Genomic DNA, 24,085 nt, shown 5'->3' with positions numbered 1-24,085 from the left:
AGGCCTGCCGTGCCCGGGAGATTACTTCTTCTTTTTGGGGGCGATGACCATCATAAGCTGGCGTCCTTCCATCTTCGGATGCTGCTCAACGGCGCCGTATTCGGCGAGGTCAGCTTCGACCCGCTTCAACAGCTCCATGCCCAGCTCCTGGTGGGCCATCTCACGGCCGCGGAATCTCAGAGAGATCTTGGCCTTGTCCCCATCGGTAAGGAAACGTACCAGGTTGCGTAGTTTTACCTGGTAATCCCCTTCTTCCGTCCCTGGACGAAACTTGATTTCTTTGATCTGGATCTGCTTCTGGTTTTTCTTGGCTTCGTTGGCCTGCTTCTTCTTCTCGAAGAGGTGCTTGCCGTAGTCCATCACCTTGCAGACAGGCGGTACCGCGTCTGCAGAGATTTCCACCAGATCCAGCTTCGCTTCTTCAGCGATACGGAGCGCTTCATCAATCGAGACGATGCCAACCTGCTCGCCGTCTGCGCCAATTAACCGAACCTCGCGGGCCGAGATATTCTCGTTGATCGGGGCCTTCGGTACAGCACGCTTATCGTTTCTCATTTCACGCTTAATAGTCATTACTCCGATTCTTGGCGACCACGCCGGGAAACCGCTTGTGTCAGGAGCTCAGCGAACTGGGCGACGGGCATGGAGCCCAGGTCAGCGCCTTCGCGAGTACGCACAGCGACGGTTTGCGTTTCGACTTCGCGATCCCCTATAACCAAAAGGTACGGGACCTTGAGCAAAGTATGCTCGCGGATTTTAAAGCCGATCTTCTCATTTCTCAAGTCCGACTTGGCACGGAAACCGCTACCGTTCAGGGTATTTTCCACCTCAAGGGCGAAATCGGCCTGTTTGTCGGTGATGTTCATGATCACAGCCTGGGTAGGTGCCAGCCAGGCCGGGAACACGCCAGCATAGTGCTCGATCAGCATGCCGATGAAGCGCTCGAACGAACCAAGGATGGCGCGGTGCAGCATGACCGGGCGAACTCGGCTGTTATCTTCGGCGATATAGCTGGCATCCAGGCGCTCTGGCAGGTTCGGGTCGTACTGCAGGGTACCGCACTGCCAGTTACGGCCGAGGCAGTCGCGCAGGGTGAACTCGATTTTCGGGCCGTAGAAGGCGCCTTCGCCTGGCTGGTATTCCCACTCCAGGCCGGATTCGTTCAGGGCGTCGGCCAGCGCACCTTCGGCACGGTCCCACAGCTCTTCGGAGCCCACACGCTTGGCCGGGCGGGTCGACAGCTTCATGGCGATGTCGGTGAAGCCGAAATCCTTGTACACGTCCAGGGTCAGCTTGATGAAGTCGGCGGCTTCTTTCTTCACCTGTTCTTCGGTGCAGAAGATGTGCGCGTCGTCTTGCACGAAGCCACGCACGCGCATGATGCCGTGCAGGGCGCCGGACGGCTCGTTACGGTGGCAGGCACCGAACTCGGCCAGGCGCAGTGGCAGGTCGCGGTAGCTCTTCAGGCCCTGGTTGAACACCTGTACGTGGCACGGGCAGTTCATCGGTTTTACCGCGTAGTCACGGCTTTCCGACGAAGTGGTGAACATGTTTTCGGCGTAGTTGGACCAGTGGCCGGAACGCTCCCAGAGGATCCGGTCGACAACCTGCGGGGTCTTGATTTCCTGGTAGCCGTTGACGCGCTGAACCTGACGCATGTACTGCTCGAGTACCTGGTACACGGTCCAGCCGTTGGCGTGCCAGAACACCATGCCCGGGGCTTCTTCCTGCAGGTGGAACAGGTCGAGCTGCTTGCCGATCTTGCGGTGGTCGCGCTTTTCGGCTTCTTCGATGCGCTGGATGTACGCCGCCAGTTGCTTCTTGTCGGCCCAGGCAGTGCCATACACGCGTTGCAGCTGCTCGTTCTTGGCATCGCCGCGCCAATAGGCGCCAGACAGCTTGGTCAGCTTGAATGCCTTGAGGAAGCGGGTGTTCGGCACGTGCGGGCCGCGGCACATGTCGACGTATTCTTCGTGGTAGTACAGGCCCATGGCCTGTTCGTCCGGCATGTCTTCGACCAGGCGCAGCTTGTAGTCTTCGCCTCGGGCGGTGAACACGTCGATGACTTCGGCACGCGGGGTCACTTTCTTGACCACGTCGTAGTCTTTGTCGATCAGCTCCATCATGCGCTTTTCGATGGCGGCCATGTCTTCTGGGGTGAAGGGGCGCTCGTAGGCGATGTCGTAGTAGAAGCCTTCATCGATGACCGGGCCGATCACCATCTTGGCGGTCGGGTACAGCTGCTTCACGGCGTGGCCAACCAGGTGGGCACACGAGTGACGAATGATCTCCAGTCCCTCTGCATCTTTAGGGGTGATGATCTGCAGGGTGGCGTCGTGGCTGATCAGGTCGCAGGCGTCGACCAGCTTGCCGTCGACCTTGCCGGCCACGGTGGCCTTGGCCAGGCCGGCGCCGATGGATGCGGCGACTTCGGCTACGGATACGGCGTGATCAAACGAACGTTGACTGCCATCGGGAAGAGTAATAACGGGCATGGCGCCTCCTCTCCTAGTGGTGACCCCTACCAAAGGTCACGTGGGTTGGGATGAGCCAGTACAAGATCCGACCTGCCCTCCTTGAAGGAAGCCTGCCTCACAGTGGCAGAAGCCTTTCGGCTTGCGGGGGACGAACCAGAGTGACTGGAAAGAAAAAAGATAGCTGCAAGCTGAACGTTGTCAGCTGCAAGCCGGGCATGCTAGCACGCGGGTTGCACGCCAGGCAGAAATATTTGGAAATTACGGACTTCGGCTGAACTAACGCGGAAAAATTCCTATCAGACCTTGGGAAGCAACCTACTCTTGATGAGACCTTAACCCAAGGAGTAACTGGTTATGCGAGTTCCGTCTCTTCTGGCCCTGGCGGCCGCTGGGGCCCTGCTGCTGCCGATGGCGGCGAACGCTGGCAACTTCCCACCAGGCAAGGAAGCTGGCTACATGGCCCAGTGCACGCAAGTGGCCAGCGGCCAGGGCGTTGACGCCGCGACCGCGAAAAAACACTGCGACTGCGGCGCCCAGGCCATCAAAAAGAACTTCACCGACGCGGAAATTGCTGACCTTGACAGCAATGACGGCGTGGATGCCAAGCTGATGCAGAAGGCCCAAGCCGTCGTGAAACAGAGCTGCACGCCCAAGAGCTGAAACCTTAAAGCCAGGATCAGCCAGCCATTCTTTGAGCTGGATCAATATCCTGCGAAGGTAAAAGGCGCTAGATGCGCAGAATTAGACTATGATGTATCCCGTGCTCCGTAGCCTCGGCCGCATTGCACCACTGAAAAAACTAAATGTTCTGGAGATTCACCCATGTCCAATCGCCAACAAGGCACCGTCAAATGGTTCAATGATGAGAAAGGCTACGGCTTCATCACCCCAGCAGGCGGCGGCGACGACCTGTTCGTTCACTTCAAAGCCATCGAATCTGACGGCTTCAAGAGCCTGAAAGAAGGCCAGACTGTTTCCTTCGTCGCCGAGCGCGGCCAGAAGGGCATGCAGGCTGCGCAGGTTCGTCCGGAGTAATTCGGATAGCTGTAAAAAAACCCGCCCTGGTGGCGGGTTTTTTTATGGGTGTCGCACCCGCCTGTACAGCCCTTGCATCAACCGCAGTTAACGCGGGTGACCTTGCCTTGCTCGTCCACATTCAGGTTCAGGCGCTCGGAGCGGTACTCCAGGGTAACCACGTCGTGCGGCTTGAGAATACGTGCCATCTGCGAGCCACTGGCCTTGCGTGCCTGCTCCAGCAGCTCGGCACTGCCCTGCTTGCCAATGGCGAAGTCGGCGCCGCTGGCTTCGCAGCGGCCATCGTTACCGGCCGCCGCCACGGGCGCCTTGCCGCCATCAGAACTACCGCCAGTGCTGCAACCAGCCAAGACAGCAGCCACCGCCAGGGTTGCCAACATTGCACGGGTACGGAACATGAAGCCTCCTAAATCGATCTGGGAACTGCCTGTTCCGACAGCTCCACCAAGAATTCGTTGCAAAACCGCGCAAGTCTGCCTGAACCGGGCGCCCTGAGCGAAAGGCAATCGTGACCGAATTTTACCAGTCAGCCGACGAGGCGCTTGGTTTGCGCTGCAAAGTCATGATTTACTTTAGGAAGTGAAGGCACAGTGCCTCCCCGAATACCAGGATCCGGTATTCGCCCCTCCGCCCCGGGCCCAAGCGAGAGCCTTTCATGAGCAGCCACAGCATCGATGCCGATATCAAGGTCAAATGGGCCGAAGGCCAAAGCGCGTACAGCCCTGGCACGCCGGAAGAGTTGCTGCTGATCGCTATCGACCTACTGGTGCGCGACCGCGGCGCCGAAGCGGCACGCAGCTTCGTCGACCAGGTGCTTGAGCGCTTCGCGCCGCACGCGGCTATTCCAATCGCGCCAAACGGGCGCTAAGCAGGTCGAACAGGCCCTGGGCATCGCCCTGCTCCACCCACATCACATTGGCCGGCTGCTTAAGCACGCCGTACCAGTCGGCAAGGGTCTGGCCGAAGGTCGGGCCTTCGCGACTGTCGATGCTCATGTGGATGCGCCGGCCGCTGAACAACTCGGGTTTTAGCAAGTAGGCGATGACGCTGGCGTCATGCACCGGGCCACCGGGCATGCCGTACAGGTCCATGTCGTGGGTGATGTAGGCGTTGAGGATATCCACCACCCGTTTACTGGCCTGATTGTTCACGGCGGCCAGTTGCTTGAGGCGAGCGTCGCTGGTCAGCAGCTTGTGGGTGACGTCCAGCGGCAGGTAGGTGAGCTGTACACCACTGGCCAGCACCACTTGGGCCGCATGCGGGTCGGCGTAGAGGTTGAATTCCGCTGCCGGGGTGATGTTGCCGCCGTTGAAATGGGCGCCGCCCATGACGACCACTTGCTTGATGCCTTTGGCGATTTCCGGGCGTTGGACCAGTGCCAGGGCGAGGTTGGTCTGTGGGCCCAGCATGGCCACGGTGATGCTGTGCGGTTTGGCGGCGCCGAGGGTGTCGACCAGATATTGCACGGCGTTGCCTTGGGCCAAGGGCATATTCGGTTCGTGTACGCGGACGCCGGTCAGGCCTTCTTCACCGTGGACGTCGGCGGCGTAGATGGGCGTGCGTACCAGCGGGCGGGCGGCACCGGCGTAGACGGGGATGTCTTCACGGCCGGCCCATTCACGGGCCAGGCGCGCGTTGCGCGAGGTTTTGTCCAGCCGCACGTTGCCGGCCACGGTGGTGATGGCGCGGATGTTGAGCTCGTCGGGCGAGGCCATGGCCAGAAACAGCGCGACCACGTCGTCGGCGCCGGGGTCGGTGTCGATGATCAGGTCGATCGGGGCGGCCTGGAGGGTGGTGGCGGTGGCCATGAGGGCGAGTCCTTGTAGCAGCGGTTTGAGCATGGGGTGGCACTCCTGTTGCCAGAGCATAATTATTCAGGCAAACCACAATCCCCCTGTGGGAGCGGGCATGCCCGCTCCCACAGGGATCTGCGCTGGCCAACAAAACGAGCTAGAACGTAACGCCAGAGATCAGGGCGATGTTGCTGTAGGGCTGGCACTCACCCGTACGCACCACGGCGCGGGCACTGCGCGACAGCACTTTGAAATCTTCGTGGCTCAGCCATTCCCGTTTGCCCAGCTTGCCTTTCAACCGCTCGATCTCGACCAGTGCCGGTGGCACCACTTTCTGCATTTCTTCGGCCAGTACATGCCGCTCTACCTGCAGCTCGCTCAGCACCGCCCGCAAGACACTGGCGAAATCCGGCAGGCCTGGCGTAACGGCCAGGTCGATCAGTTCCACACCTGGCGGTACCGGCAGCCCGGCATCGCCGATCACCAGAATGTCGCCATGCCCCATGCCCGCAATGGTCCGCGACAGGGCAACGTTCAGCAACGGGGTTTTCTTCATGGCGTAAGCTCCGCCAGATAGGGAATCGATGGCTGTGCACCGGCGCGGGTAACCGACAATGCCGCCGCACGCTGGCCAAAGGCGATGGCCTCGCCCTCCGCCAAACCCCGAACCAGACCGGCGGCGAAACCACCGATGAAGGTGTCGCCGGCGGCAGTGGTATCCAGCGGCTGCACCACAGGCGCCGGGAAATGCTGGTGGCCCTGTTCAGTCACCAGCAAGGCCCCTTGAGCCCCCAGGGTGATGATCACTTTACCTGCCCCCATCTGCCGCAAGCGTTCGCCTGCGCGCCGGGCACTGTCCTGGTCGGTTACCGGCATGCCAGTCAGGGTTTCAGCCTCGCTTTCGTTGGGCGTGAGGTAATCGATGCGGGCGAACCACTCCGCCGGCAAGGGGCCGGTGGCAGGCGCCGGGTTAAGAATGACCTGCTTGCCCAGCTCACGCGCCCTGGCCAAGGTCCAGGCCACGGTTTCCACCGGCACCTCAAGCTGGCAGATGACCACCTCGGCCGCTTGCAACAGTGCATCGAAGCGCTGTACCGACTGTGGCGTCAGCAGGCCGTTGCCGCCGGGGATGATGACGATGCAGTTCTGGCTGGCCGCATCCACGGTAATCAGCGCCACACCACTGGATACCCCAGGGCAGGTACTGACACCCTGGCAGTCGATGCCCTCGACATACAAGGCGCGGTGCAACTGCCGGCCATAGTCATCGTCACCTACATTACCGATCATGGCCACGCTGCCGCCCAGCCGCGCCACGGCCACAGCCTGGTTGGCGCCCTTGCCGCCCGGCACGGTGAAAAAGCTCTCGCCGGGAAGGGTCTCGCCGGCCCGGGGCAAGCGCTGGGCGCGGGCCACCAGGTCCATATTCAGGCTACCCACCACCACGACCTTGGCACTCATGACATATCCTTAGCGTTAGCGGTAATCGTTGAAGAGGTCCGGGCGTGGCCCGGTGGATTCGCGCAGCACGATACGCGGGGGGACGATGCGTTGCTCTGCCGCGCCTTGCCGCGGTGCCGCGATGCGTGCCAGCAACAGCGACGCGGCATTTTCGCCCAGCTCTCGGATGGACTGGCCCACGGTGGTCAGCGGCGGGTACACGTAGCGGCTGAGCTCGATATCGTCGAAGCCGATCACCGACAGCTCACCGGGTACATTGATATTGCGCTCGGCGGCCGCACGCAGCACACCAAAACCGATCATGTCGTTGCCGGCAAAAATCGCCGTTGGCCGCTTGCCCTCCAGCACCTGCGCCGCCGCCGCATGGCCGCCGGGGCTGGTGAAGTCGCAGTGCAGCACACGATTGCCCTGCACCTGTGCCCCGGCCCCGGCCATGGCCCGACGGAAGCCGCTCAGGCGCAGCTGGGTAACCCCGGTTTCGGCGGGGCCGCCGATGTAGGCGATATCTCGATGCCCCAGTTCCAGCAAATGCCGGGTAGCCAGATAGGCGCCCTGCTCGTGGTCGATGCGCACCAGGTCGGCATCGACGCCTTCCAGCTCGCGGTCGACGATCACCATTGGCGTGCGCACGCTGGCCAGGCTTTGCAGCAGGTCACTGTCCTGACCTACCGACGCCACCACCAGGCCGTCGATGCGCTTTTCCAGCAGCACGCGCAGGTAGCTGCGTTGCTTCTGCGGGTTGTCGTCGGAGTTACACAGGATCACGCAGTAGCCGTTGCGCTCGCAGGCGTCTTCGATACCCCGTGCCAGCTCGGCGAAGTACGGGTTGACGCTGTTGGGCACCAACAGGCCGATGGTGGCCGTGCTGCGCGCCTTGAGCGAACGCGCCACGGCGCTGGGCACGTAGTCCAGTTCGAGGATGGCGGCTTCGACCTTAAGCCGCACGTGTTCACTGACGGGTCGGGTCTTGTTCAGCACATGGGACACGGTGGTGTAGGAAATGCCCGCCAGTGCCGCGACGTCTTTGATGGTTGCCATGTTGTCAGTTCCGCCGGCCTGCGCGCCGGCTACGGTAGGTGTCGAGCACCACGGCGATGACGATCACCGCCCCGGTGATGATGCGTTTGGTCGGTTCGCTGGCACCGATCTGCGCCAGCCCGGCGGCCAGCACCGAAATGATCAGTACGCCAAAGAAGGTGCTGATGACCGAGCCGCGCCCACCCATCAGGCTAGTGCCACCGATGACCACGGCTGCGATCACCTGCAGCTCCAGGCCGGAGCCGGCATTAGGGTCGGCCGCCTCCAGTCGAGAAATCTGGAACAGGGCGGCCAGGCCGGCGAGCAGGCCCATCAGGGCAAATACCAGCACCTTGTACGGGCGCGGGTCGATACCGGCCAGGCGCACGGCCTCTTCGTTGGTGCCGATGCCGATCAGGTAGCGGCCGAACACGGTACGGGTCAGCACCAGCTGGGCTAGCACGATGACCAGCAAGGCAATTATGAACGCTGGCGAAATGCCAAAGGCGACCGGGTTGGAGAACCAGGCGTAGGCATCGCCGATATAGGCGGTGCGCGAGTCGGTGAACTGGTAGGCCAGGCCACGGGCCATCTCCAGCACGCCAAGCGAGACGATGAACGACGGAATGCGCCAGGCTACGGTGACGCCACCGGTGATGCTGCCGGCCAGCGCGGCCACAGCCATGCCCAGCAGCGCCGAGGGCAAAACGCCCCAGCCCCAGCCAAGAATCGCCACGCTCACCGTGGAAGCCGCCAGCGCCAGCACCGAGCCCACCGACAGGTCGATGCCGCCGATGATCAGCACGAAAGTCATGCCCACCGCCAGTACCATCAGGTCGGGAATCTGGTTGGCCAGGGTGCTGAAGGTGTTATACGACCAGAAGTGGCTGCTGAGGAACGAGAACAGCACGATCATCGCCAGCAATGCGCCGGCCAGGCCCAGGTAGGTGCCCAGGCCAAAATAGGTGCCACTGCGGCGCACGGGGGCGGCGCCCTGGCTGTTTAGCGGGGTGGTTTTCATGCATCCATCCTGGGGGCTGCGTCGTGCAGCAGTGCGTCACGTTTCTGATAACCGGCAAAGGCGGCGGCCAACAGCTGGTCCTGGCTCCAATGATCGCGGTCGAAGGTGTCGATCAGGCGACCGGCAGACAGCACGGCGATGCGGTCGCAAATCAGCATCAGCTCGCGCAGGTCGCTGGACACCACCACCAAGGCCTTGCCCTGGCGCGCCAGTTCGGCCAGCAGGCCGTAGATGTCGAACTTGGCGCCGACGTCGATGCCACGGGTGGGCTCGTCGAACAGCAGCACCTGGCAGTCGCGCTCCAGCCAGCGGCCGATCACCACCTTCTGCTGGTTGCCGCCCGACAGCTCGCCCACCACTTGCTGCGCGCCGGCACTGCGTATGCGCATGGCCTGGATCTGGCGCTCGGCCAGGGCCTTTTCTGCCTCGCCATCGAGTATGCCGGCCCGCGATACCGCGCCCAGGTTGCCCAAGGCGATATTGGCGCTGATCGACTGTGTCAGCAGCAGGCCTTCGCCTTTGCGGTCTTCCGTAATCAGCGCGATACCCGCCCGCACAGCCGCCTTGGGCGAGTCGATGTTAACGGCCTGGGGTGGCTGGCCTAGCGCGATGCTGCCGCTGTCGGCGCGGTCAGCACCGTAGATCAGGCGCAACAGCTCGGTGCGGCCAGCACCTATCAGGCCGGAGATACCGAAGATCTCCCCTGCCCTGACTTCGAACGACACGTCGCGTACCTTGTCGGCGCGGCTGAGCTTGTCGACCTTGAGCAAGGGCGCGCCAATCTGCCTGCGGCCCAGGTCGATATGCTCGCCCAGCTCGCGGCCGACCATCAGGTTGACCAGCTCGGCACTGCTGTAGCGCTGGATCGGCTCGTCACACACCAGCTTGCCGTCGCGCAGCACGACGATACGCTGAGCCACCCGCTGCAGCTCTTCAAGGCGGTGCGAGATGTAGACAATGGCCACGCCACGTTCACGCAGACGCTCGATCTGGGTGAACAGCAGCTCCACTTCGCGGGCGGTGAGCATGGCGGTGGGTTCGTCGAAAATCAGCACACGGCAGTCGCCGATCAGGTTGCGGGCGATCTCGACCATCTGCTGGTGGCCGATGCCCAGCTCACCGACCGGCGTATCCGGGTCGATGGCATCGAGCCCGACTTGCGCCATGGCGGCCGTGGCCAACTGGCGCAGGCGCTTCTGGCTGATCCAGCCGAAGCGGCTGGGCAGGTTATCGAGGAACAGGTTTTCCGCCACGGTCAGCGTGGGCAGCAGGTTCAGCTCCTGCATGACCATACGCACACCCAGGCGCTCGGCCTCGCTGCGGCTGCCGGGCGCGTAGGCCTGGCCGCGGTAGGTCATGTGCCCGGTGGTCGGGGTTTCCAGGCCACTGATGAGCTTGGACAGGGTGCTCTTGCCCGCACCGTTTTCACCGGTCAGGGCCAGCACTTCGCCGGCCCGCAGGTTCAGGCTGACCTCGCCGAGCACAGGCTGGGCGTAGGTCTTGCCCAACCCGCTGGCGGCGAGTACCACTTCGTTGGCCGATGCAGGCATGGCCGTTTCTCCTGCCAGCAATCAGGGCTTGGTGATGAGTTGGACCGGGGTCTGGATGACGTTGTCGGCATCCACGTCCGGCTTCTCGCCCTTGACCATTTTCAACGCCGCCTGAATGCCGTACACCGCCTGCTGGCTGGCCGCCTGATCGAGGGTGGCGAGCACGCGGCCATCCTTGAGCATGGGTTTGATGGCGTTGATGTTGTCGTAGCCCACCACTTGCACTTGGCCAGTCTTGCCGGCAGCGCGCACGGCCGACACCGCGCCCAGGGCCATGCTGTCGTTGCCGGCCAGCAGGGCTTTCAGGTCGGGGTATTCGTTGAGCATGGAGGCAGCGACGGCGTTGCCCTTGTCGATCTCCCAGTTGCCGCTCTGCACCGAGACGATCTTCATCTGTGCGGCGTCCATGGCGTCCTTGAAGCCGGCGGTGCGCTGCTGGGCATTGGTGGTGGTCGGCACGCCTTCGATGATGCCGACCTGGTCACCGGCCTTGAGTTTCTCGTTGGCCAGGTAGTCGCCGACCAGGCGCGCGCCCTTGCGGTTATCGGGGCCAACGAAGGGCACGCTGATGCCTTTGCTCTTGAGCAGTTCGGGGTCCAGGCGGTTGTCGATATTGATCACCACCACGCCCTGGTCCATGGCCTTTTTCACTGCGGAGACCAGTGCCTTGGAATCCGCCGGGGCGATCACCAGCGCCTTGGCGCCGGCATTGACCATTTGCTCGACGATGCGGATCTGCTCGCCGGTGTCGGTCTCGTTCTTGATGCCGTTGGCGATCAGGTCGAATTCGTTGGCATGCGCTTTCTGGTAGTCCTTGGCGCCGTCCTCCATGGTGCGGAAGAATTCGTTGGCCAGTGACTTCATCACCAGGGCGACCTTGGGCTTGTCTTCGGCGTGGGCGGCGGAAAACGGCAGGGCGAGGGACAAGGTAGAAACGACAGCGAGGGCCAGCAGACGACCGGGGAACGGCAGTTTCATGGACGATGACTCCGAATCTTGTGTTTTTTATCGGATCGCAAACGTTTGCGCTGCCTAACTATGGAAACAAGACCGGGGTTTGTCAAATCCGTTTGGCGTTCGGTGGGCTGAATGCTCCTGGTGCCGATTATCCAGAATTTTTCCGGAAAACCGAACACCTTTTCCTACGCCTGTTCGGAATTTCGAATGGAATACTGTCACCGTTCGCGGCACAAGGCCGCGCCATCACTCATTCGCACAAGCTGGTATGAAACATGCCTTGAGTCCTGTGCGACATACAAAAAATCTCACTAGGAAGAGAGAGAACAATAACGATGAATGCTGTACTCAAAACCTTCGCCCCCAGCGCCCTCGCCCTGCTGCTGATCCTGCCCGCCACCGCCTCGGCCAAAGAAGCCGAAACCCAGCAGAAGCTGGCCAACGTGGTTATCCTCGCCACCGGCGGCACCATTGCCGGCGCTGGCGCCAGTGCCGCCAACAGTGCCACCTACCAGGCCGCCAAGCTGGGCGTCGACAAGCTGATTGCCGGCGTGCCTGAATTGGCCGACCTGGCCAACGTACGCGGCGAGCAAGTGATGCAGATTGCATCCGAGAGCATCACCAACGAAGACCTGCTGAAGCTGGGCAAGCGCGTTGCCGAACTGGCCGAAAGCAAAGACGTCGACGGCATCGTCATCACCCACGGCACCGACACTCTCGAAGAAACCGCCTACTTCCTCAACCTGGTGGAAAAGACCGACAAGCCGATCGTGGTAGTCGGCTCGATGCGCCCGGGCACGGCCATGTCTGCCGACGGCATGCTCAACCTGTACAACGCCGTGGCCGTGGCCAGCGACAAGCAATCGCGCGGCAAGGGCGTGCTGGTGACCATGAACGACGAAATCCAGTCCGGCCGTGACGTGAGCAAGTCTGTCAACATCAAGACCGAAGCCTTCAAGAGCGCCTGGGGCCCGATGGGCATGGTAGTGGAAGGCAAGTCGTACTGGTTCCGCCTGCCGGCCAAGCGCCATACGGTCAATTCCGAGTTCGACATCAAGCAGATCAGCAGCCTGCCGCAGGTAGACATCGCCTATGGCTATGGCAACGTGACCGACACGGCCTACAAGGCGCTGGCGCAAAACGGTGCCAAGGCACTGATCCATGCCGGTACCGGCAACGGCTCGGTATCGTCGCGCGTAGTGCCGGCGCTGCAGGAGCTGCGCAAGAATGGCGTGCAGATCATCCGCTCGTCGCACGTCAACCAGGGTGGTTTCGTGCTGCGCAACGCCGAACAGCCGGATGACAAGAACGACTGGGTCGTGGCCCATGACCTGAACCCGCAAAAAGCGCGGATTCTGGCGATGGTGGCGATGACCAAGACCCAGGACAGCAAAGAGCTGCAGCGGATCTTCTGGGAGTATTGATCGTTCCGCCCTCAGGGCCGGTTCGCCGGCTCTGGGGGGTATTACGCTGCCTTGGGAGGGCTCAGGGCGCGATGCGTTTCAGGTCATTCAACAACCCCATCAGTTGCTGCAGTTTCTCTTCGCCAAACTGCGCCTGAATCTTCTGGTAATTGGCTTCCATCCCCTCCTTCATCGAGGCAAAGCACGCCTCCCCGCGCTCGGTCAGCGTCACGAAAACACGTCGCTGGTCCTGCGCGGCCTTCTGCCGCCGCACCAGCCCGTCGCGCTCCAGCCGCCCCAGCACCCCGGTCATGCTCGGTTTGAGGATGCAGGCCAGCTCTGCCAGTTGGTAATTCTCCAGCTCACTATGCTGCTTGAGGATGCGGATCACCCGCCATTGTTGCTCGGTCAGGTCGTGCTCGTTCAACAACGGCCTGAAAAATGCCATTGCGGCTTCCCGGGCCTGCAGAAGGCTCAGCGTGAGCGAAGGTTGCGTCTTGGTCATGGTCAAGCCTGTGGTTTTTCTCTGTTCACGAATTTAAGGGCATGCACGATGGAAAGTGCAATCTGTTCCACGGAAAACCCATTCAAGCCTGGCGCGCGTGCTGCGACCATCCGCTGCAAACAACAACACATCCCGGGTACGCTGCCATGGCCCCTTCACTGCAAGCCCGCCTGCCGCTGGCGGTACTCCCCGGGGGTGAGCTTGGCATAGCGGTTAAAGAAACGGCTGAAATAGGCCGGGTCTTTGAAGCCGAGCTGGTAGCAGATTTCGTTGGCCGTGCTGCCAGAGAACAACAACAGGCGCTTGGCTTCCTGCATCAGCCGCTCCAGTACCAGGCGCTTGGACGGCAGGTCGGCGATGCGTCGGCACACGTCGTTCAGCCGCGCCTCGGTCACGCCAATTTGCTGCGCGTAGCGGGCCAGCGGCCAGTGCTCCAGGTAATGCGCTTCGATCAGTGCATTGAAACGGTGGAAGATCTTCAGGTCTTCATGCCGGGCCGGGGTCGACTCCAGCGAGTTGGGGCACAAGCGCAACAGGCTGATCATGATCAACCGCGTCAGCGACTGCATTGCCGCCTCGCGCCCCGGCTGTTGCGTGGCAAATTCGTCGCTCAACGCTTCCAGCCAACCTTGCAGGCGCTGCGCCTCGGCTTGGTATTCGGTCGGCAAATTACCCAGCGCCACACAGGCCGGCTGCACCTGCATGCCTGCCGGCAGCAGGCTGGCATCGGCTTCAATCAGTTGCCACACCAGTTGCTGGCGCACGGTCAGCACATGCCCGTCGCTGTCCGCCTCGGTGACGAAAGCATGGGCCACGGTCGGCGGCGTGAGAAAAAACATTGGCCCCGATTCGATGTACTGCTGGTCATCCAGATACACGCGCACCGTGCCCGACTTCACGTAATGCACCTGAAAAAACCGGTCATGCCGGTGCACCGGCATGTTGCGCCCGAAAAAGCCCGCCAGGTTGCCCAGCCGGTCGTAATGCACCTCGCTATCGCTGTAGCGCTGGTCGTAGACCTGGCCGATGTTGATATTCGGTATCGGATGCCGGTCGCTCATGGCTGCTTGCTCGCAAATCGCTTGACCCTGTTGACGATGGCCCATGGTGCACCGCCTTGTCGGCAGGCGCCACTGGCCACCCCTTGACCATCGTTAACATATTAACTATAACATTAACACATTAACAAAATCCGCAGGACGGCCACCGCCCTGCACTGCCAGGAGAAGAGCATGAGCCATGCCCTGCATGACGTTGCCAGCGGCACTCTGTTCGGCGTCGCGCTGAACTACCAGGGTTTGCTGCAGCAGCACCACGCGGCGTTCGTCGAAGCACCGTACAAGCAGTTGCCGGTCAAGCCGGTGCTGTTCGTGAAAACCCCGAACACCCGCAACCAGCACGAAGGCCAGGTCGTATTCCCGGCCGGCGTGCAGCGCCTGCAACCTGGCCCGGCGCTGGGCGTGGTGATTGGCAAGGACGCCAGCCGCCTCAGCGTGGCCGATGCCCTGAAACATGTGGCGGGCTACACCATCGTCAACGAAGTCAGCCTGCCCGAAGACAGCTACTACCGCCCGGCCGTCAAGGCCAAGTGCCGGGACGGCTTCTGCCCCTTCGGCCCCAAACTGGTACCGGCCAGCCAGGTGGCCAACCCCGATGCCCTGGGCCTGCGCCTGTTTGTGAATGGTGAACTGCGCCAGCACAACAACACCGCCAACTGCGTGCGCACGGTGGCCCAGCTGATTGCCGAAATCAGCGAGTTCATGACCCTGCACGCCGGCGACATCCTGATCACCGGTACCCCCGAGGGCCGCGTCGATGTACAGCCAGGCGACCGCGTCGATATCGAGATCGACGGCCTGGGCAAGCTGACCAACTACATCGTCGCCGAGTGAGGAATTACCTGTGAAACACGCCCGTATCCAGTTCGACGGCCAGGTTCATGACGTTACTGTCGAAGGCGATCACCTGCGCCTGACCGACGGCCGCCTGGTCCATCAAGACCAGGTCACCTGGCTGCCGCCCGCCACCGGCAGCATGTTCGCCCTGGGCCTGAACTACGCCGACCACGCCAAGGAGCTGGCCTTCGCTCCGCCCACCGAACCCCTGGCCTTCATCAAGTCGCCGGGCACCTACACCGGCCACAACCAGGTCACCTGGCGCCCGGACAATGTCGAGTACATGCACTACGAGTGCGAGCTGGTCGCGGTCATTGGCAAGGCGGCGAAAAACGTCAAGCGTGATAACGCCCTGGACTACGTAGCCGGTTACACCGTGTGCAACGACTACGCCATCCGCGACTACCTGGAAAACTACTACCGCCCCAACCTGCGGGTGAAGAACCGCGACGCCACCACCCCAGTCGGCCCGTGGATCGTCGATGCCGCCGATGTGCCGGACGTGAGCAACCTGAAGCTGCGCACCTGGATCAATGGTGAGCTGAAGCAGGAAGGCACCACCGCAGACATGATCTTCGACATCCCGCACCTCATCGAATACTTCTCCAGCTTCATGACCCTGCAACCGGGCGACATGATCGCCACCGGCACGCCGGAAGGCCTGGCCGACGTGGTGCCGGGAGACGAAGTGGTGGTGGAAGTGGAAGGCGTCGGTCGCCTGGTCAACCGTATCGTCAGCGAAGCTGACTTCTTCAAGAACAACAAGGCATGAGCAGCATGATCAAGCACTGGATCAACGGCCGTGAGGTCGAGAGCAAAGACACCTTCGTCAACTACAACCCGGCCACCGGCGATGCCATTGGCGAAGTTGCCAGCGGCGGCGCCGAAGAAGTGGCCCAAGCGGTGGCTGCAGCCAAGGAAGCCTTCCCCAAGTGGGCCAACACCCCGGCCAAGGAACGTGCGCGCCTGATGCGCAAGCTGGGTGAGCTGATCGACCAGAACGTGCCGAAACTGGCCGAGCTGGAAACCCTCGACACCGGCCTGCCGATCCACCAGACCAAGAATGTGCTGATCCCGCGTGCTTCGCACAACTTCGACTTCTTTGCCGAAGTGTGCACACGCATGGACGGCCACACCTACCCGGTCGACGACCAGATGCTCAACTACACGCTGTACCAGCCAGTGGGTGTGTGTGGCCTGGTGAGCCCGTGGAACGTGCCGTTCATGACCGCCACCTGGAAGACCGCGCCGTGCCTGGCACTGGGCAACACGGCGGTATTGAAGATGAGCGAACTGTCGCCGCTGACCGCCAACGAACTGGGCCGCCTGGCGGTTGAAGCCGGCATCCCCAACGGCGTGTTGAACGTGATCCAGGGTTATGGCGCTACCGCCGGCGACGCGCTGGTCCGCCACCCGGATGTGCGCGCCATTTCCTTCACTGGCGGCACCGCTACCGGTCGCAAGATCATGCAGACCGCTGGCCTTAAAAAGTACTCGATGGAACTGGGCGGCAAGTCACCGGTGCTGATTTTCGAAGACGCCGACCTGGAACGCGCACTGGACGCCGCACTGTTCACCATCTTCTCGCTGAACGGCGAACGCTGCACCGCCGGCAGCCGTATCTTCATCCAGGAAAGCGTGTACCCGCAGTTCGTTGCCGAGTTCGCCGCCCGCGCCAAGCGCCTGATCGTGGGTGACCCGACCGACCCGAAAACCCAGGTCGGCTCGATGATTACCCAGCAGCATTACGACAAGGTCACCGGCTACATTCGCATCGGCATCGAAGAAGGTGCACGCCTTGTCGCCGGTGGCCTGGAGCGCCCGGCCAACCTGCCGGCGCACCTGGCCAAAGGGCAGTTCATCCAGCCCACCGTGTTCGCCGACGTGAACAACAAGATGCGCATTGCCCAGGAAGAAATCTTTGGCCCGGTGGTGTGCCTGATCCCGTTCAAGGACGAAGCCGAAGCGCTGCACTTGGCCAACGACACCGAGTACGGCCTGGCCTCGTACATCTGGACCCAGGACATCGGCAAGGCCCACCGCCTGGCACGCGGCATCGAAGCCGGCATGGTGTTCATCAACAGCCAGAACGTGCGCGACCTGCGCCAGCCGTTCGGCGGCGTGAAAGGCTCCGGTACCGGGCGCGAAGGTGGGCAGTACAGTTTCGAGGTCTTTGCAGAGATAAAGAACGTGTGTATTTCCATGGGTAGCCACCACATCCCGCGCTGGGGCGTGTGACCCACTTGCCACCGGGCCAGCCTGCGGCCCGGCGGCCTCACAAGAATAAGGAGTCAAACCATGGGCAAGCTGGCACTCGCCGCCAAGATTACACATGTCCCCTCCATGTACATGTCCGAACTGCCAGGCCCACGCCAGGGCTTTCGCCAGGCAGCCATCGACGGGCATTACGAAATCAGCCGCCGCTGCCGCGAGCTAGGCGTGGACACCATCGTCGTGTTCGACACCCACTGGCTGGTCAACGCCAACTACCACGTGCTTTGCGGCCCGCACTTCGAGGGCGTGTACACCAGCAACGAACTGCCGCACTTCATCAGCAACATGCCCTACGCCTTTCCCGGCAACCCCGAGCTGGGCAAATTGCTGGCCGAGGAATGCAACCGCTTCAATGTCGAGACCATGGCCCACCACGCCACCACCCTCGCCCCGGAATACGGCACCTTGGTGCCGATGCGCTACATGAACCAGGACCAGCACTTCAAGGTGGTTTCGGTTTCGGCACTGTGCACCTCGCACTACCTGGCCGACAGCGCCCGCCTGGGCTGGGCCATGCGCAAGGCAGTAGAAGACCATTACGACGGCACCGTGGCGTTCCTGGCCAGCGGTTCGCTGTCGCACCGCTTCGCGCAGAACGGCCAGGCGCCGGACTTCGCCACCAAGGTGTGGAGCCCGTTCCTGGAAACCCTCGACCACCGCGTGGTGCAAATGTGGCAGGACGGCGAGTGGGATGCCTTCTGCGGGATGCTGCCGGAGTATGCCGCCAAGGGCCACGGCGAAGGTTTCATGCACGATACGGCCATGCTGCTGGGTGCGCTGGGCTGGTCCAACTACGACGGCAAGGCCGAAGTGGTGACGCCCTACTTCGGCTCGTCCGGCACCGGGCAGATCAACGCGATTTTCCCGGTCACCCCGCAGGATGGAAAGTCCATCCCGGCGGCGCAGGCTGCCAACCCGGCTGCGGTGGTGTCGACCAGCCGCTTGTAACTCACCTGTCTGTGGCTGGCCGCCCACGGATGGCCAGCCGCGCCTCACCGAGGAAGCGCCCATGCCACACCTGGTTCTGCTCTACACCCCCGACCTGGAAACCGACGCCGACATCCCCGGCCTGTGCCGTGCCCTGGCCGACACCATGCTGGAACAGCGCGATGCCGAGGGCAAAGCGGTGTTCCCCACCGGCGGCACCCGCGTGCTGGCCTACCCCGCCACCCATTGCGCGGTGGCTGACGGCAAGGGCGATTACGGGTTCCTGTACGCCAACCTGCGCATGGCCACCGGCCGCAGCACCGAGGTGCACAAGGCAGTAGGCGACAACCTGCTGGCGGTGTTGAAAGCCCGCCTGGACCCACTGCTGCAACAGCGCCCGATCGGCATCACCGTGCAGATCGACCACAGCACCGCCCAGGTCTACGACGCCAAGCACAGCACCTTGCACCCACTGTTCAACCGCTAGCGCGCCGGTTCAAAACCACGCCCTCCCTGACTCATTACAGAACAAGTACAAAAACATGAGCACACTCGAACACGCCTCGCCGCGCGAGGCACACGTTGAACGGGCCGAGAGTACCCATCGGGCAGTCACCTGGCGGCTGATGCCGTTGCTGCTGGTGTGTTACCTGTTCGCCCACCTGGACCGCATCAACATCGGCTTCGCCAAGATGCAGATGAGCCAGGACCTGCACTTGTCCGACACGGTCTACGGCCTGGGCGCCGGGCTGTTCTTCATTGCCTATGCGCTGTTCGGCGTACCCAGCAACCTGATGCTGGACCGCGTCGGCCCGCGCCGCTGGATCGCCTGCCTGATGGTGGTATGGGGGCTGTTGTCCACCAGCATGCTGCTGATCGAGAGCAGCAGAGCGTTCTACATGCTGCGCTTTGCATTGGGCGCGGCCGAGGCCGGGTTCTTCCCAGGCATTCTGGTGTACCTCAACCGCTGGTACCCGGCCGGGCGCCGTGCCCAGATAACCGCGCTGTTCGCCATTGCCGTGCCTTTGGCCGGGGTGGTTGGCGGGCCGGTGTCCGGGGCTATCCTGGCCTTCATGCATGACACCGCCGGCCTGCGTGGCTGGCAATGGATGTTCCTGCTCGAAGGCGCGCCGGTGGTACTGCTGGGCCTGGTGGTGCTGGCTGTGCTACCGGAGCATTTCGAAAAAGTACGCTGGCTGAACGATCAGCAGAAAGCCACGCTGCGCGCTCAGTTTGGCGAGGAAGAACACCGCAAGCCGGTCACCTCGTTCAGCGCCATTTTCGCCAGCCGGGCCCTGTGGCTGCTGGTGGCGGTGTATTGCGCGGTGATGCTGGCGGTCAACACCCTGGCGTTCTGGATGCCCAGCCTGATTCACAGTGCCGGGGTGGGCAGCGATGCCAACGTCGGCCTGCTCAGCGCCGTGCCATACCTGGCCGGCTGCGTGTTCATGCTGGCCTGCGGCCGCTCCAGCGACCGCCTGCGTGAACGCCGCTGGCACCTGTGTGTACCGCTGCTGATGGCAGCCACGGGTATCGCCATTGCTGCGATTGCCCCCGAGCAGGCGCTGCCGGTGATGGCCGGCCTGGTGCTGGCCGGCATGGGCGCCAGCGCCGCACTGCCGATGTTCTGGCAACTGCCACCGGCATTTCTCAATTCACGCACCCAGGCTGCCGGCATTGCCCTGATCAGCTCGCTGGGCAGCATTGCCTCGTTCTTCACGCCTTACTTCATCGGCTGGGTACGTGACACCACCCACAGCGCCAGCCTGGCCCTGTACGTACTGGCCATGTTCATCGCCCTGGGTGGCCTGCTGGTGCTGCGCACCCGGGCCGCCATCGTCAACCCTTGAATCAAGAGACCTCCCCCATGCTAGACAACGCTTTTATCCAGCACGCCGCCGAACGCCTCGACCGGGCCGAACGCAGCCGCGAGCAAGTGCGCCAGTTCTCGCTGGATCAACCGGCCATTACCATCGAAGACGCGTACGCCATCCAGCGCGCCTGGGTGGCGAAAAAGATCGCCGCCGGCCGCAAGCTGGTAGGCCACAAGATCGGCCTGACCTCCCGCGCCATGCAGGTGTCGTCGAACATCACCGAGCCCGACTACGGTGCCCTGCTCGATGACATGCTGTTCGACGAAGGCAGCGACATCCCCTTCGAGCGCTTCATCGTGCCGCGCGTCGAGGTGGAGTTGGCGTTCATCCTCGGCAAGCCACTCAAAGGCCCCAACGTCACCGTGTTCGACGTGCTGGATGCCACCGAGTGGGTAATCCCGGCACTGGAAATCATCGACGCGCGCATCCAGCAGGTCGACCCGCAAACCCAGGCCACGCGTAAGGTGTTCGACACCATTTCCGACAACGCGGCCAACGCGGGTGTGGTCATGGGGGGCCGCGCCGTGCGCCCTACCGAGATCGACCTGCGCAAGGTGCCAGCCGTGCTTTACCGTAACGGCGTAATCGAGGAGTCCGGGGTCAGCGCCGCCGTGCTCAATCACCCGGCCAAGGGCGTGGCCTGGCTGGCCAACAAACTGGCCGCGTACGACGTCACCCTGCAACCTGGCCAGATCATCCTGGGCGGCTCGTTCACCCGCCCGGTCGCTGCACGCCCTGGCGACACCTTCCACGTCGACTACGACATGCTTGGCTCCATCGCCTGCCGCTTCGTTTGAGGACCTGCCCATGGACATGCCCATCAATCACTTCAAGCAACGCCTGCGCAGCGGCGAGCCGCAGATCGGCCTGTGGCTGGGTCTGGCCGATGCCTACTGTGCCGAGCTGGCCGCCAATGCCGGTTTCGACTGGCTGCTGATCGACGGCGAGCACGCGCCCAACGACCTGCGCGGCATGCTGGCGCAGTTGCAGGCGGTGGCGCCCTACCCCAGCCAAGCGGTGATCCGCCCGGTGATCGGTGATACCGCGCTGATCAAACAAGTGCTGGATATAGGCGCGCAGACCTTGCTGGTGCCGATGGTGGAAAGCGCTGAGCAGGCGCAGCAACTGGTGAAGGCCATGCATTACCCACCCAAGGGCGTTCGCGGGGTGGGTAGCGCACTGGCGCGGGCTTCGCGCTGGAACAGCATCCCCGGTTACCTGGACCAGGCAGACGAGCAGATGTGCCTGCTGGTGCAGATCGAGAACAAGGAAGGCCTGGCCAACCTGGACGAGATCGTTGCGGTGGAAGGTGTGGATGGCGTGTTTATCGGGCCTGCGGACCTGAGTGCGGCCATGGGGCACCGGGGCAATCCTGGGCACCCTGAGGTGCAGGCAGCGATCGAAGACGCCATCGTGCGTATTGGCAAGGCGGGCAAGGCTGGAGGCATTCTAAGTGCCGACGAGAAGCTGGCACGGCGTTACATCGAGCTGGGCGCGGCGTTTGTGGCGGTGGGGGTGGATACCACGGTGCTGATGCGCGGGCTGCGCGAGTTGGCGGGGAAGTTCAAAGGTACGCCACTGGCTGGTAGTACTGGGGGTGGTGTCTACTAAGACCCTCTGGAGGATGGCACCGGCGCAGCCGGTGCCATCCCCAACGATGTTCAGATATTGATGAGGGCCTTGAGCACGGTCTTGAAGGTATCCAGCTGGTCTTCACTGAACTGTCCGAACACCTTGTCCTGCTGCTCCCGGGCAATGGTCCACAAGGCCTCGGTCTCGTCCACCCCCTTCACTGACAACCGTACCCGCCCGTCGTCATCGGCAATCAGCCCTTTGCGCTTGAGGTTGGCCACCGCCTCCTCGATCTCCCGCGCCGGCATCGCCACTTCCCGTTGCAGGTCGTTCAGGCTCAGCCCCGCATCGTTCTCCAGCACCATCAACATGCGCGCCTCACTGGTCCGCAGCCCGGTGCACAGTTGGCGTGGCTGATAGTCAGCCTGGTACGCCCGCAATGCCTGGGTCATCAGGTAGTAAAGGTTGTGCTGCAAGCGGCCCTGGAAGTGGCTGCTCGGTGCCTGCCCCTCTGCGCGCTGGGTCATGCGGGTATGCGGCAGTACCATGGAATAGGCGCCCTGGTGGTACAGCAACGGCGAGCGGCCGAAATCGTCGAAGGCCACCACCTTGCCTACCAGAATCCAGTGATCGCCACCGTCCAGCTGCTGGTACTTTTCGCACTCGAAGCGTGCCGCACAGTCGGCAAACAGCGGCGCACCACCTGCGCCCGTTTCGTAGTCGATACCGGCAAAGCGGTCTTCCTTCGGCCGGGCGAAGTTGTTGGAAAGGTCGATCTGGTCAGCCGCCAGAATGTTCACGGCAAAGTGCGAGGCTTCTTCGAACACCTCATGGCTGGTCGAGCGCTTGTCGATGCTCCACAGGATCAGCGCCGGGTCCAGCGACACCGAGTTGAAACTGTTGGCAGTGACGCCGGCCTTGCGGCCACTGGGGCCGGCGGCGGTCACCACGGTCACGCCCGTGGCGAAGTTGCCCAGGGCGCGGCGGAAGGCACGTGAATCGAAGGTTTCGTTGGACATGCAAAGCTCCCGGGCAGGCTTGGCAGCCTGCCCTGATTGTTGTTGTGCTTATGGGGATGGTTAAAAAGCTGGCGGCTCAGACCATGGCCGGGTCGGGCTCCAGGCCCATCAGCTCACGGCCGAGGATTTGCGAACACACGTCGTAGTCGGTGTAGGCATGGGCGCCGGTCATGTGCGAATCGCGGAACAGCCGCTGCAGTTCGTTGCTCTCGAACCAGGCGCCACCGCCCGCCGCTTCCATCAGCCGGTCGACAGCCTGGATGCACATCTTCACCGCATAGCCCTGGTTGGTGCGCCAGAACGCCAGCGTGCCCCGCGTGGGGTATTCATGGCGGGCGCTGTACTCGGCAATCTCGTCCCAGCTCTTTTCCAGCAGCGCGCGGGCGGCGGCCACCTGGTGGGTGGATTCGGCCAGGCGCATCAGCGCCGGGGTGGCGGCGCCCACCGCTGCACCGGTGTAGGCCCGCACGCGGTTACGGGTTTTCTCGCGGAACACCTCCAGCATGCGCTCGGCAACACCCAGGCTGACGGTGGAGAAGCCACTGGCGAAATACGGGCGGTACGGGGCGAAGAAAATCTTGCTGTCGGGGTACAAGCCAAAGCCTGCCGACTTGCCCTCCATCATGTCCTTGGCCTTCTGGATGCGATGCTCGGGCACGAAGGCATCGCGCACGATCAGGGTCTTGCTGCCACTGCCGCGCATGCCAACGGCATACCAGTCATCACGGATTTCATAGTCGCTGCGTGGCAGGATGGCGAAGCAGTAGTCCTGGCTGCCTTCGGCATTCTTGCGGCGGAAACCGAGGATCGCCCATTCGGCGTGATCGCAACCAGAGCTCCAGCCCATCTCGCCGCTGAACAAAACCCCACCCTCGACCTCTTCGGTACGGCCGAACGGCGCGATACTGCTGCTGGCGGTGGCATCTGGGTCGGCGCCCCACACTTCTTGCTGCAGCTTGGGCGAGAACATCGCCATCTGGTGGCTGTGGGTGCACAGCAGGCTCATGGCCCAGGCGGTGCTGGCACACGCACCGGCCAGCAACGCGATGCACTGGGCGAATTCCGGCAGGGTGATTTCCATACCACCGTAAAGTTTGGGCAAGAAAGCGCGGTGCATGCCGATGCTTTTCAGCAAGGCAATGTTCTCTGCCGGCACACTGCGGTCCTGTTCTGCGCGCATGGCGTTGGCGGCAATGGTCGGCAGGATGGACTTCAGGTCTTCCAGCAGCGGGTTTGGCTTTTTCATGAACGGTCTCTTTCTTATTGGATTCGAAGACGCGATCAGTATGTGAGCCGTGATTGGGC

The 24,085-nt window shown here is 62.7% G+C and carries 26 protein-coding genes; 12 read left to right on the top strand and 14 right to left on the bottom strand.

The features are described from left to right. Nucleotides 1–21 precede the first annotated feature (21 nt). Both infC and thrS read right to left on the bottom strand, forming a co-directional pair. A complete protein-coding gene (infC, locus tag FHW75_RS25040; protein WP_016711338.1) occupies nucleotides 22–573 on the bottom strand; it encodes a translation initiation factor IF-3 in 552 nt (183 codons plus the stop codon). After that, the gene (gene thrS, locus FHW75_RS25035; RefSeq protein ID WP_016711339.1) at nucleotides 573–2,495 is read right to left on the bottom strand and encodes a threonine--tRNA ligase; all 1,923 of its coding nucleotides are present in this window, start codon (nucleotides 2,493–2,495) and stop codon (nucleotides 573–575) included. The genes infC and thrS overlap by 1 nt, the downstream gene beginning before the upstream one ends. 336 nt (nucleotides 2,496–2,831) lie before the next feature. On the opposite strand from thrS, the gene FHW75_RS25030 reads away from it, so the two are divergent. Further along, a complete protein-coding gene (locus FHW75_RS25030; RefSeq protein ID WP_019099044.1) occupies nucleotides 2,832–3,137 on the top strand; it encodes a hypothetical protein in 306 nt (101 codons plus the stop codon). Nucleotides 3,138–3,299: 162 nt separating this feature from the next. After that, complete coding sequence (locus tag FHW75_RS25025) at nucleotides 3,300–3,512, top strand: cold-shock protein (RefSeq protein ID WP_003250656.1); 213 nt, start codon at nucleotides 3,300–3,302, stop codon at nucleotides 3,510–3,512. Nucleotides 3,513–3,589: 77 nt separating this feature from the next. Here the strand turns inward: FHW75_RS25025 and FHW75_RS25020 are convergent, their stop codons facing one another. After that, complete coding sequence (locus tag FHW75_RS25020) at nucleotides 3,590–3,910, bottom strand: I78 family peptidase inhibitor (protein WP_016711341.1); 321 nt, start codon at nucleotides 3,908–3,910, stop codon at nucleotides 3,590–3,592. A gap of 257 nt (nucleotides 3,911–4,167) precedes the next feature. Here FHW75_RS25020 and FHW75_RS25015 point away from each other — a divergent pair, with 257 nt between their 5' ends. Further along, on the top strand, nucleotides 4,168–4,380 hold the full coding sequence (locus tag FHW75_RS25015) for a hypothetical protein (protein ID WP_016711342.1): 213 nt from the start codon (nucleotides 4,168–4,170) through the stop codon (nucleotides 4,378–4,380). On the opposite strand, the gene FHW75_RS25010 is transcribed toward FHW75_RS25015, so the two are convergent. The 7 genes from FHW75_RS25010 to FHW75_RS24980 all read right to left on the bottom strand — a co-directional run bounded on the left by FHW75_RS25010 (nucleotide 4,352) and on the right by FHW75_RS24980 (nucleotide 11,332). Next, a complete protein-coding gene (locus FHW75_RS25010) occupies nucleotides 4,352–5,353 on the bottom strand; it encodes a nucleoside hydrolase (RefSeq protein WP_019096812.1) in 1,002 nt (333 codons plus the stop codon). The two genes, FHW75_RS25015 and FHW75_RS25010, sit on opposite strands and share 29 nt — an antisense overlap. 109 nt (nucleotides 5,354–5,462) lie before the next feature. Then, nucleotides 5,463–5,861 (bottom strand): D-ribose pyranase, encoded by a 399-nt coding sequence (gene rbsD, locus FHW75_RS25005; protein WP_016711344.1) that lies wholly within the window; start codon nucleotides 5,859–5,861, stop codon nucleotides 5,463–5,465. Then, a complete protein-coding gene (gene rbsK / locus FHW75_RS25000; RefSeq protein ID WP_019096813.1) occupies nucleotides 5,858–6,766 on the bottom strand; it encodes a ribokinase in 909 nt (302 codons plus the stop codon). Before rbsK ends, rbsD begins: the two co-directional genes overlap by 4 nt. A 15-nt stretch (nucleotides 6,767–6,781) precedes the next feature. Continuing rightward, nucleotides 6,782–7,804: a LacI family DNA-binding transcriptional regulator gene (locus FHW75_RS24995; protein ID WP_019096814.1), complete on the bottom strand. Its 1,023-nt coding sequence runs from the start codon at nucleotides 7,802–7,804 to the stop codon at nucleotides 6,782–6,784. A gap of 4 nt (nucleotides 7,805–7,808) precedes the next feature. Beyond that, nucleotides 7,809–8,804, bottom strand: coding sequence for an ABC transporter permease (locus FHW75_RS24990; protein ID WP_025752781.1), 996 nt, complete (start codon nucleotides 8,802–8,804; stop codon nucleotides 7,809–7,811). Further along, nucleotides 8,801–10,354 (bottom strand): sugar ABC transporter ATP-binding protein, encoded by a 1,554-nt coding sequence (locus FHW75_RS24985; RefSeq protein ID WP_019096815.1) that lies wholly within the window; start codon nucleotides 10,352–10,354, stop codon nucleotides 8,801–8,803. Before FHW75_RS24985 ends, FHW75_RS24990 begins: the two co-directional genes overlap by 4 nt. Nucleotides 10,355–10,375: 21 nt before the next feature. Then, a complete protein-coding gene (locus tag FHW75_RS24980; RefSeq protein WP_019096816.1) occupies nucleotides 10,376–11,332 on the bottom strand; it encodes a sugar ABC transporter substrate-binding protein in 957 nt (318 codons plus the stop codon). Nucleotides 11,333–11,646: 314 nt separating this feature from the next. Here FHW75_RS24980 and FHW75_RS24975 point away from each other — a divergent pair, with 314 nt between their 5' ends. Then, nucleotides 11,647–12,735 (top strand): asparaginase, encoded by a 1,089-nt coding sequence (locus FHW75_RS24975; RefSeq protein WP_019096817.1) that lies wholly within the window; start codon nucleotides 11,647–11,649, stop codon nucleotides 12,733–12,735. 61 nt (nucleotides 12,736–12,796) lie between these two features. Here the strand turns inward: FHW75_RS24975 and hpaR are convergent, their stop codons facing one another. Then, the gene (hpaR, locus tag FHW75_RS24970; protein ID WP_027615010.1) at nucleotides 12,797–13,219 is read right to left on the bottom strand and encodes a homoprotocatechuate degradation operon regulator HpaR; all 423 of its coding nucleotides are present in this window, start codon (nucleotides 13,217–13,219) and stop codon (nucleotides 12,797–12,799) included. Between the two features lie 155 nt (nucleotides 13,220–13,374). Then, nucleotides 13,375–14,280 (bottom strand): 4-hydroxyphenylacetate catabolism regulatory protein HpaA, encoded by a 906-nt coding sequence (gene hpaA, locus FHW75_RS24965; RefSeq protein ID WP_025752791.1) that lies wholly within the window; start codon nucleotides 14,278–14,280, stop codon nucleotides 13,375–13,377. A 171-nt stretch (nucleotides 14,281–14,451) separates the two neighbouring features. Here hpaA and FHW75_RS24960 point away from each other — a divergent pair, with 171 nt between their 5' ends. The 8 genes from FHW75_RS24960 (at nucleotide 14,452) to hpaI (ending at nucleotide 21,800) form a co-directional block, all read left to right on the top strand. Continuing rightward, complete coding sequence (locus FHW75_RS24960) at nucleotides 14,452–15,111, top strand: fumarylacetoacetate hydrolase family protein (RefSeq protein ID WP_025752793.1); 660 nt, start codon at nucleotides 14,452–14,454, stop codon at nucleotides 15,109–15,111. 10 nt (nucleotides 15,112–15,121) lie between these two features. After that, entirely contained in the window at nucleotides 15,122–15,886 is a 765-nt protein-coding gene (locus FHW75_RS24955; RefSeq protein ID WP_019096820.1) for a fumarylacetoacetate hydrolase family protein, read from the top strand. Nucleotides 15,887–15,891: 5 nt separating this feature from the next. Then, complete coding sequence (gene hpaE / locus FHW75_RS24950; RefSeq protein WP_025752796.1) at nucleotides 15,892–17,352, top strand: 5-carboxymethyl-2-hydroxymuconate semialdehyde dehydrogenase; 1,461 nt, start codon at nucleotides 15,892–15,894, stop codon at nucleotides 17,350–17,352. Nucleotides 17,353–17,412: 60 nt separating this feature from the next. After that, entirely contained in the window at nucleotides 17,413–18,336 is a 924-nt protein-coding gene (gene hpaD / locus FHW75_RS24945; protein WP_019096822.1) for a 3,4-dihydroxyphenylacetate 2,3-dioxygenase, read from the top strand. Nucleotides 18,337–18,397: 61 nt separating this feature from the next. After that, entirely contained in the window at nucleotides 18,398–18,802 is a 405-nt protein-coding gene (locus FHW75_RS24940; RefSeq protein WP_019096823.1) for a 5-carboxymethyl-2-hydroxymuconate Delta-isomerase, read from the top strand. A 55-nt stretch (nucleotides 18,803–18,857) separates the two neighbouring features. Continuing rightward, on the top strand, nucleotides 18,858–20,165 hold the full coding sequence (locus tag FHW75_RS24935; protein WP_084296741.1) for an MFS transporter: 1,308 nt from the start codon (nucleotides 18,858–18,860) through the stop codon (nucleotides 20,163–20,165). Between the two features lie 17 nt (nucleotides 20,166–20,182). Continuing rightward, nucleotides 20,183–20,986, top strand: a complete 804-nt coding sequence (gene hpaH / locus FHW75_RS24930) for a 2-oxo-hept-4-ene-1,7-dioate hydratase (RefSeq protein WP_019096825.1) — start codon at nucleotides 20,183–20,185, stop codon at nucleotides 20,984–20,986. 10 nt (nucleotides 20,987–20,996) lie between these two features. Then, the gene (hpaI, locus tag FHW75_RS24925) at nucleotides 20,997–21,800 is read left to right on the top strand and encodes a 4-hydroxy-2-oxoheptanedioate aldolase (protein ID WP_019096826.1); all 804 of its coding nucleotides are present in this window, start codon (nucleotides 20,997–20,999) and stop codon (nucleotides 21,798–21,800) included. A gap of 50 nt (nucleotides 21,801–21,850) precedes the next feature. Here the strand turns inward: hpaI and FHW75_RS24920 are convergent, their stop codons facing one another. Both FHW75_RS24920 and FHW75_RS24915 read right to left on the bottom strand, forming a co-directional pair. After that, nucleotides 21,851–22,780 carry a p-hydroxyphenylacetate 3-hydroxylase reductase component gene (locus FHW75_RS24920; protein WP_019096827.1) on the bottom strand — a complete coding sequence of 310 codons (930 nt, stop codon included), beginning with the start codon at nucleotides 22,778–22,780 and terminating at the stop codon, nucleotides 21,851–21,853. Nucleotides 22,781–22,856: 76 nt separating this feature from the next. After that, a complete protein-coding gene (locus FHW75_RS24915; RefSeq protein WP_019096828.1) occupies nucleotides 22,857–24,026 on the bottom strand; it encodes a p-hydroxyphenylacetate 3-hydroxylase oxygenase component in 1,170 nt (389 codons plus the stop codon). Nucleotides 24,027–24,085: the final 59 nt, after the last annotated feature.

This window comes from Pseudomonas sp. OG7 (assembly GCF_014192825.1).
Lineage (GTDB): Bacteria > Pseudomonadota > Gammaproteobacteria > Pseudomonadales > Pseudomonadaceae > Aquipseudomonas > Aquipseudomonas monteilii.
The sequence above is the reverse complement of the archived record's forward strand: the minus strand, read 5'-3'. Positions and strand labels throughout refer to the sequence as shown.

What these genes read in the sequence shown, in the direction of transcription:
- infC (WP_016711338.1), bottom strand. Translation starts at nt 573, where the DNA reads ATGACTATTAAGCGTGAAATGAGAAACGATAAGCGTGCTGTACCGAAG.
- thrS (WP_016711339.1), bottom strand. Translation starts at nt 2,495, where the DNA reads ATGCCCGTTATTACTCTTCCCGATGGCAGTCAACGTTCGTTTGATCAC.
- FHW75_RS25030 (WP_019099044.1), top strand. Translation starts at nt 2,832, where the DNA reads ATGCGAGTTCCGTCTCTTCTGGCCCTGGCGGCCGCTGGGGCCCTGCTG.
- FHW75_RS25025 (WP_003250656.1), top strand. Translation starts at nt 3,300, where the DNA reads ATGTCCAATCGCCAACAAGGCACCGTCAAATGGTTCAATGATGAGAAA.
- FHW75_RS25020 (WP_016711341.1), bottom strand. Translation starts at nt 3,910, where the DNA reads ATGTTCCGTACCCGTGCAATGTTGGCAACCCTGGCGGTGGCTGCTGTC.
- FHW75_RS25015 (WP_016711342.1), top strand. Translation starts at nt 4,168, where the DNA reads ATGAGCAGCCACAGCATCGATGCCGATATCAAGGTCAAATGGGCCGAA.
- FHW75_RS25010 (WP_019096812.1), bottom strand. Translation starts at nt 5,353, where the DNA reads ATGCTCAAACCGCTGCTACAAGGACTCGCCCTCATGGCCACCGCCACC.
- rbsD (WP_016711344.1), bottom strand. Translation starts at nt 5,861, where the DNA reads ATGAAGAAAACCCCGTTGCTGAACGTTGCCCTGTCGCGGACCATTGCG.
- rbsK (WP_019096813.1), bottom strand. Translation starts at nt 6,766, where the DNA reads ATGAGTGCCAAGGTCGTGGTGGTGGGTAGCCTGAATATGGACCTGGTG.
- FHW75_RS24995 (WP_019096814.1), bottom strand. Translation starts at nt 7,804, where the DNA reads ATGGCAACCATCAAAGACGTCGCGGCACTGGCGGGCATTTCCTACACC.
- FHW75_RS24990 (WP_025752781.1), bottom strand. Translation starts at nt 8,804, where the DNA reads ATGAAAACCACCCCGCTAAACAGCCAGGGCGCCGCCCCCGTGCGCCGC.
- FHW75_RS24985 (WP_019096815.1), bottom strand. Translation starts at nt 10,354, where the DNA reads ATGCCTGCATCGGCCAACGAAGTGGTACTCGCCGCCAGCGGGTTGGGC.
- FHW75_RS24980 (WP_019096816.1), bottom strand. Translation starts at nt 11,332, where the DNA reads ATGAAACTGCCGTTCCCCGGTCGTCTGCTGGCCCTCGCTGTCGTTTCT.
- FHW75_RS24975 (WP_019096817.1), top strand. Translation starts at nt 11,647, where the DNA reads ATGAATGCTGTACTCAAAACCTTCGCCCCCAGCGCCCTCGCCCTGCTG.
- hpaR (WP_027615010.1), bottom strand. Translation starts at nt 13,219, where the DNA reads ATGACCAAGACGCAACCTTCGCTCACGCTGAGCCTTCTGCAGGCCCGG.
- hpaA (WP_025752791.1), bottom strand. Translation starts at nt 14,280, where the DNA reads ATGAGCGACCGGCATCCGATACCGAATATCAACATCGGCCAGGTCTAC.
- FHW75_RS24960 (WP_025752793.1), top strand. Translation starts at nt 14,452, where the DNA reads ATGAGCCATGCCCTGCATGACGTTGCCAGCGGCACTCTGTTCGGCGTC.
- hpaE (WP_025752796.1), top strand. Translation starts at nt 15,892, where the DNA reads ATGATCAAGCACTGGATCAACGGCCGTGAGGTCGAGAGCAAAGACACC.
- hpaD (WP_019096822.1), top strand. Translation starts at nt 17,413, where the DNA reads ATGGGCAAGCTGGCACTCGCCGCCAAGATTACACATGTCCCCTCCATG.
- FHW75_RS24940 (WP_019096823.1), top strand. Translation starts at nt 18,398, where the DNA reads ATGCCACACCTGGTTCTGCTCTACACCCCCGACCTGGAAACCGACGCC.
- FHW75_RS24935 (WP_084296741.1), top strand. Translation starts at nt 18,858, where the DNA reads ATGAGCACACTCGAACACGCCTCGCCGCGCGAGGCACACGTTGAACGG.
- hpaH (WP_019096825.1), top strand. Translation starts at nt 20,183, where the DNA reads ATGCTAGACAACGCTTTTATCCAGCACGCCGCCGAACGCCTCGACCGG.
- hpaI (WP_019096826.1), top strand. Translation starts at nt 20,997, where the DNA reads ATGGACATGCCCATCAATCACTTCAAGCAACGCCTGCGCAGCGGCGAG.
- FHW75_RS24920 (WP_019096827.1), bottom strand. Translation starts at nt 22,780, where the DNA reads ATGTCCAACGAAACCTTCGATTCACGTGCCTTCCGCCGCGCCCTGGGC.
- FHW75_RS24915 (WP_019096828.1), bottom strand. Translation starts at nt 24,026, where the DNA reads ATGAAAAAGCCAAACCCGCTGCTGGAAGACCTGAAGTCCATCCTGCCG.